We start from the raw sequence: 5,740 nt of genomic DNA on the forward strand, positions 1-5,740 counted from the left end.
CGATGCGAAGCATCGTCCGGCGACGCGCACCGGACGATGCTTCGCATCGCCGGGGGCTCCCCACCATGAGGGTTGAGATAGTCTCGCGAAAAAAGGAATATCAGTATGAAAGCCTATGTCTACGGCGCCAACGGCGCTGAAATCACAGATGTCGCCAAGCCTTCCCCGAAAGGCACACAGGTGCTGGTCCGCGTCCACGCCTGCGGGCTCAACCGCGCCGATCTCGGCATGACCAAGGGACATGCCCACGGCAGCGTCGGCGGCGCCGGCACCGTGCTCGGCATGGAATGGGCCGGCGAAGTCGCCGAGCTCGGTCCCGACGCCAAGGGCGTCAAGGTCGGCGACAAGGTGATGGGTTCGGGTGCGGCGGCGTTCGCCGAATACACCCTCGCCGATCACGGCCGCCTGTTCCGCGCGCCCTCGAACATGAATTTCGATGAAGCCTGCACCCTGCCCATCGCAATCACCACCATGCACAATGCGGTCGTCACCATCGGCGGCTTGCAGGCCGGGCAAAGCGTGATGATCCAGGGCGCAAGCTCCGGCGTCGGCCTGATGGCGATGCAGATCGCCAAGTTCAAGGGCGCCCAGCTCGTGGTCGGCTCTTCCACGGACGCGACCCGCCGTGCCCGCTTGACGGAATACGGCGCCGACCTTGCGGTGGATTCCAGCGACGCCGGCTGGGTCGACCAGGTGTTGCGGGCCACCTCCGGCGAAGGCGTCGACCTGATCGTCGACCAGGTCTCGGGCAAGGTCGCGAGCCAGAACCTGAAGGCAACCAAAATCAAGGGCCGCATCGTCAATGTCGGCCGGCTCGGCGGCACCCACGCCGACTTCAATTTCGATCTGCATGCGGCGCGCCGCATCGATTATATCGGCGTCACCTTCCGGACCCGCAGCATCGAGGAAATCCGCGATATTTTCGATGGCGTGCGCAGGGATATCTGGCCGGCGGTGGAATCGCGAAAACTGCAATTGCCGATCGACAAGGTGTTTGCCTTCGACGATATCGGCAAGGCGTTCGAGCACATGGAAGCCAACAAGCATCTCGGCAAGATCGTCGTGACGCTGTAAGTTGCGCGGAGTCCCCCATGAAAACCTGGACCGTCGTGATGGCGACCGCCTCCGTGCTGGCAGCCACGAGCCCCAGGGCCTTCGCGCAGGACGCGAAAGCGATACTGGCGCCGACGGGCAAGCTGCGCGTCGGCGTCTATCTCGGCAGTCCGACCTCGCTGGTGCACGATCCCAAGACCGGCGAAAGTCACGGCCTGAGCTTCGAATTGGGCCACGAGCTCGCCAAACGGCTGGGCGTTCCCTTCGAGCAGGTCAACTACCAGCGCATCTCGGAGATCATCGAAGGCATGAAAGCGGGCGACGTCGACTTCACGATCAGCAACTCGACGCCGGCGCGCGCCGCGTCGGCCGCATTCAGCCAGACCCTGCTCACGATCGAGCTCGGCTATCTTGTCGCGGCGAACTCGCCGATTGCATCCCTTGCCGATATCCAGAAGGCTGGCCTTCGTATCGGCGTGACGAAAAACAGCACGTCGCAAAGCGCAATTCCAAAATTGCTGCCAACTGCGATCGTGGCGCCCGCCGAAAACTACAAGCGTGGCATCGAAATGCTGGAGCGTGGCGAGATCGATACCTATGCCACCAACAAGCCGATCCTGTTCGAGATGTCGGACCAGATGCCGGGATCGCGAATCCTGGAGGGACGATGGGGCGAGGAACATCTCGCAGTCGCAATTCCCAAAGAACACGCTGGCGGACTGGAATACATCAAAGGCTTTGTTGACAATGTGCGCACCAGCGGTCTTGTCGCGCGGCTGGCCGCGCAAGCAGGACTACGGGGCGCCGTAAAGGCGCAATAAATCCGTCGAGCGCGTTATAGGCGCAAACATCGACCGCCAGCGCGTTCCCCCTATCGGCTACGACGAGATAGCGGATGTCCGAAAGAACCTCAGTTCGGGGGCTCACGCCTCGACCGCCATTTGCGCCCTGCCATCGTCTTCAACATGGCAATTTGCCGAAAGAAATCATACTTCGGTTGAGCGGGTGTGCCGAGTACCCTTGAGCCGGCGGCCAGATCCGACATGACGCCGGCCTGCGCTCCAATCTCGGTGCCCTGGCCGATTCGCAGATGTCCCGCCATCGCCGCCTGCCCGCCGACGCGAACGAAATCCTCAAGTACGGTTGAACCTGAAATGCCGACCTGTGCGACGACGACACAACAGCGGCCGAGGACGACGTTGTGGCCGATCTGCACGAGGTTGTCGAGACGGGACCCCGCGCCAATCACCGTGTCGCGCGACGATCCCCGGTCAATGGTCGTATTGGCCCCAACTTCAACGTCGTCTTCAATGATCACTCGCCCAAGCTGAGGCACTGACAGGAAACCGTCTCGCGTAGCGGCAAATCCGAAGCCTTCCTGTCCGATCCGTGCGCCGGGATAGACGTATATGCGCGCTCCCAGCAGCGCGTGGCTCAAGCTTACATGTGCGCCAATCCGGCAATCCGGACCGACCACCACGCCATTTCCTACAACTGCGCAAGGTCCGATGCGACAGCCTGGACCTATCTCCGCGCCGGATTCAATAACGGCCAGCGGTCCAATCTCCGCCGATGGATCGATGACGGCACTGCTCGCCACAATGGCGGAGGGATGAATGCCCGGAGAGACCGGCAATGCGGGATGGAACAATGCAGCGACCCGCGCCCAGCCTGCATATGGTTCGACCGTGACGATCGTCGCTGTCGCCTTGGGTACCCTTGGAGCCACATCGGGGTGCACAATGACAGCACCGGCCGACGTCCGATCGAGGGCCGGCAAATAGCGCCGATTGTCCAGAAAGCTCACTTCGTTGGGACCGGCTGTTTGGAGGGGAGCTACACCCTCGAGCAACAGGTCTACGCCGCTGGAAATTCCGCCCGCCGCTCCGGCAACGATTGCCAGAGAATACGGCCCGCTTCGCTTGAAAAATCTCGGATTGCCGGCAATCGCTTCGGCCATATCGTTCTTTCCCCGAGCGATGAAAGGGTCTGCGTGAAAATAATGAGAAGCCAGGCGTTGAAGCTGCCAAACGATTGCCGGGCGGCTTCATGCGTCGGGAGTAACGCAAACGCTAGCTCAACAAGGTGCGGGTCTTTGCATTGGCGTCGTAGATTTCTACCTGAAGCATCGGATAGGCCGATTTCAGTTTTCGGCCCGACGCCTCGGCTGCGTCGGCGGTGTCGAATTCCGACTTGAAATGACCGTCGACAATCGTCACGAACCCATCAACGGGCGGCCTGTCGGCTCGCAGTCTTTTCTTGGGCTCTGGCTCTTCAATCGAGAGAACAGGTTTTTTCATCATTAAATTCTTTGCTTTCAGTTTGAAGGTTTCCGGTGGCGAGGCGCCGCTTGCCGGACTCAGTCAGCCCAAGGACACCAAGCCGTCTGAGCGCATAACCCAAGGCAACCAGGCGCTCCCAATGCACCTGGGGAATATCGCCTTGGGCGTCGCCCTTGCCGACTTCACGCAACGAATCGAACTCTTCGGTGCTCAGCAAAGCCGGTGGATCTCCGGCCACCTTGCCATCGATCACTTTCTGAAATCCAGGCTACGTAGGATGATGCCGGCGGGCGTGCCCTCGAATTCCCTCGCGATGAATTTTTGAACGGCACGCTCTTCAATCCGATCGCGCAACCGCATGAACTGCGCTTCGCGCTGGTCGGGTTTGATCCGCTCCGATTTTTCCAGATCGTCCATGGCGGATGTGCTGACAGCGCAGGATATTTCCCTTTCACCGTCAACCATCGAAAACAGCACCACCATCCGGTCAAATTCGTAACTGCCAAAACTGCCGCGGGTCAGTGCCATTGACGTACCTCCTGGATCGTTACGCGATGGGCGCCGCCCTTTTGACTTTCGGCGGCAGCGGATTGATCTCCGCGATCCTGCGAAGACACTCGGCCTCCGAATCGTGCGGCCCGGAGACGAACGTTCCGCTCACTTTCGTGCTGTACCAGCCGGATACGACGCCAAGCCGAAGCGATTCCTCCGTCTTGACGTGACGCGGCGAGAGATTTTGCATGGATTACGTGTCTTTCAAGTTGGCGTTCGATCGTTGATCGAGCGCTGTCTCCGACCATTCGGAGATTTCGACGAGTTCAGATCTTGTCAGCGAGCCGGGCAAAATCGGCAAAGATAGCCTCGACAAGATCGCGGTGATGGGTGTCTCCCGGAGCCAGCTCCGCGGCATACAAATTCAGGACGTACCTGGCCTTGGCGGCGGCGTCCGGCCAAGAGGTCGCCTGAACCGACAGCAACTGGTTTTCAAGCACCTCTTGCCGTTCGCGCAATTGCCTTGCGTTGTTTTCGACCTCCGCCAGTGCACGCCTGATGTCGGTGGCTTTTTGCGCCGCCACGCCCCGGTGCTTGTCGAGATCGAGCGGCTCGTCAGTCATGAGGCCCGCTCGCATCGATGTGCTGAGCGTCGGATAGATCGACCGAGCCGATCGAAACCATCTCCATCGCCGCGTTTTGCGCTGCTGCCGGCACCATGATCATGGTGGCAACCCGGCGAAACGCCGGGAACGACAGTCCTTCGATCATCTCCTCATCGGTGATGACCTCATAGGCGCCCGCAGGCAGCAGGCGGTCGATGCCCCTGATCCGGAACGGATGCTGAAACGTGATGGTTTCACGCCGCGAGCGCACGGTCATGCCGCGATACGTATCGTAAGCGGCCCTCGCCCGAGTCTGTTGGGGTGCATGGATTTACCGTGCGCCCTTTCGCGCCGAATAGCTATCGCTTTCTCACGAGATAGGCGCCGAATAGCCTCGCTTTGTCTTGTATTCCGCCGCTTTCACCGCCACCTGTCCAGCCCCGCGGAGCATTTTTCCGGGAATCCGCAGGCAAGCTGCTCAAATGTGGCCCGGTCGAGGCCTGCGGCGGCGCTTTTTGCAAACGTTCTTCAACGTTCGACTCGAAGTCGGACGGCACGGTTTCGGGACAAGGCGGCCTCAATTGTCATGGTGAGATCGGCGTGAATCAGGTCTTCCCATGAAAATTCGGGTCGGCTTCGAGATGATCCACGACTTTCCGCAGCCGACACCCCTGACCGCGGTCGTGGGTACATGCCCGACGCTCCTCGCTTCGATTTTCGGCGGAACAAGGCGGAGCGGGCAAGCAACAATTTTTCGAGACCCGGATGTTGATCGATGCACTGGAGCGCGTCCCTAACGCGGTGGAACGCACATCGCTGTGAGCCGCGCATCAGGATCGCCGCGCTAATGATCGGGATGGGTCGAGCTGCCATAACTATTAGATGGCTATTGCGCATCAAAGGGCGCACAGTTGCACGCGGCTAATCGAGCCACGCCGTCGACGCGATCGCGATATTGGCATCCCGTCAGTGTCAACGACACAAGGAGAGCGACATGGCCAAAGGCGAGCACAGAGGCAATCGCGAAGCCAAGAAACCCAAAAAGCAGCAGATCAAGACAATTGCCGCGGCGCCAAGCCAAAAGACCGTCGTGTGGCAGCCGAGCCTGGCTTCCGGGAAGAAGAAATAGCGACACCGGAAAATGTCAGCATCTGACGCGCTGCTGAGCTAGCTGTGGGCTTTCAGGAGGTTGTCCATTCGGCCCTGACCGGGAACTCTGAAGTCGCCAAACCACCAGCGATTCGCGGAGAACCGAATGGACACCCACAAGAATGCCCCCCTGACGCCCAAAGGTCGAGAGGCCATGGT

The 5,740-nt window shown here is 60.3% G+C and carries 10 protein-coding genes; 3 read left to right on the forward strand and 7 right to left on the reverse strand.

Annotation, left to right across the window (positions count from 1 at the left end; genetic code table 11):
* Window positions 1-105 precede the first annotated feature (105 nt).
* Window positions 106-1,074 (forward strand): zinc-binding dehydrogenase, encoded by a 969-nt coding sequence (locus tag M6D32_RS20930; protein ID WP_298259789.1) that lies wholly within the window; start codon window positions 106-108, stop codon window positions 1,072-1,074.
* A 17-nt stretch (window positions 1,075-1,091) separates the two neighbouring features.
* The gene (locus M6D32_RS20935) at window positions 1,092-1,874 is read left to right on the forward strand and encodes a transporter substrate-binding domain-containing protein (protein ID WP_298259791.1); all 783 of its coding nucleotides are present in this window, start codon (window positions 1,092-1,094) and stop codon (window positions 1,872-1,874) included.
* Between the two features lie 89 nt (window positions 1,875-1,963).
* Here M6D32_RS20935 and lpxD read toward each other — a convergent pair whose 3' ends face one another.
* The 7 genes from lpxD to M6D32_RS20970 form a co-directional block, all read right to left on the reverse strand.
* Window positions 1,964-3,013 carry a UDP-3-O-(3-hydroxymyristoyl)glucosamine N-acyltransferase gene (gene lpxD, locus M6D32_RS20940; RefSeq protein ID WP_298259793.1) on the reverse strand — a complete coding sequence of 350 codons (1,050 nt, stop codon included), beginning with the start codon at window positions 3,011-3,013 and terminating at the stop codon, window positions 1,964-1,966.
* A 112-nt stretch (window positions 3,014-3,125) separates the two neighbouring features.
* A complete protein-coding gene (locus M6D32_RS20945; protein ID WP_298259795.1) occupies window positions 3,126-3,272 on the reverse strand; it encodes a hypothetical protein in 147 nt (48 codons plus the stop codon).
* 55 nt (window positions 3,273-3,327) lie between these two features.
* Window positions 3,328-3,588 (reverse strand): hypothetical protein, encoded by a 261-nt coding sequence (locus M6D32_RS20950; RefSeq protein ID WP_298259797.1) that lies wholly within the window; start codon window positions 3,586-3,588, stop codon window positions 3,328-3,330.
* Window positions 3,585-3,863 carry a DUF1488 domain-containing protein gene (locus M6D32_RS20955; protein ID WP_298259799.1) on the reverse strand — a complete coding sequence of 93 codons (279 nt, stop codon included), beginning with the start codon at window positions 3,861-3,863 and terminating at the stop codon, window positions 3,585-3,587. The genes M6D32_RS20950 and M6D32_RS20955 overlap by 4 nt, the downstream gene beginning before the upstream one ends.
* Window positions 3,864-3,882: 19 nt before the next feature.
* Entirely contained in the window at window positions 3,883-4,077 is a 195-nt protein-coding gene (locus tag M6D32_RS20960) for a hypothetical protein (protein ID WP_298259801.1), read from the reverse strand.
* 76 nt (window positions 4,078-4,153) lie between these two features.
* Complete coding sequence (locus tag M6D32_RS20965; protein ID WP_298259803.1) at window positions 4,154-4,450, reverse strand: hypothetical protein; 297 nt, start codon at window positions 4,448-4,450, stop codon at window positions 4,154-4,156.
* Complete coding sequence (locus tag M6D32_RS20970; protein WP_298259805.1) at window positions 4,443-4,709, reverse strand: hypothetical protein; 267 nt, start codon at window positions 4,707-4,709, stop codon at window positions 4,443-4,445. Before M6D32_RS20970 ends, M6D32_RS20965 begins: the two co-directional genes overlap by 8 nt.
* Window positions 4,710-5,426: 717 nt before the next feature.
* Between M6D32_RS20970 and M6D32_RS20975 the strand changes: the two genes are divergently transcribed.
* Complete coding sequence (locus M6D32_RS20975) at window positions 5,427-5,561, forward strand: hypothetical protein (RefSeq protein ID WP_298259807.1); 135 nt, start codon at window positions 5,427-5,429, stop codon at window positions 5,559-5,561.
* Window positions 5,562-5,740 lie beyond the last annotated feature (179 nt).

It is taken from the genome of Bradyrhizobium sp., from assembly GCF_027307225.1.
Classification (GTDB): domain Bacteria; phylum Pseudomonadota; class Alphaproteobacteria; order Rhizobiales; family Xanthobacteraceae; genus Bradyrhizobium.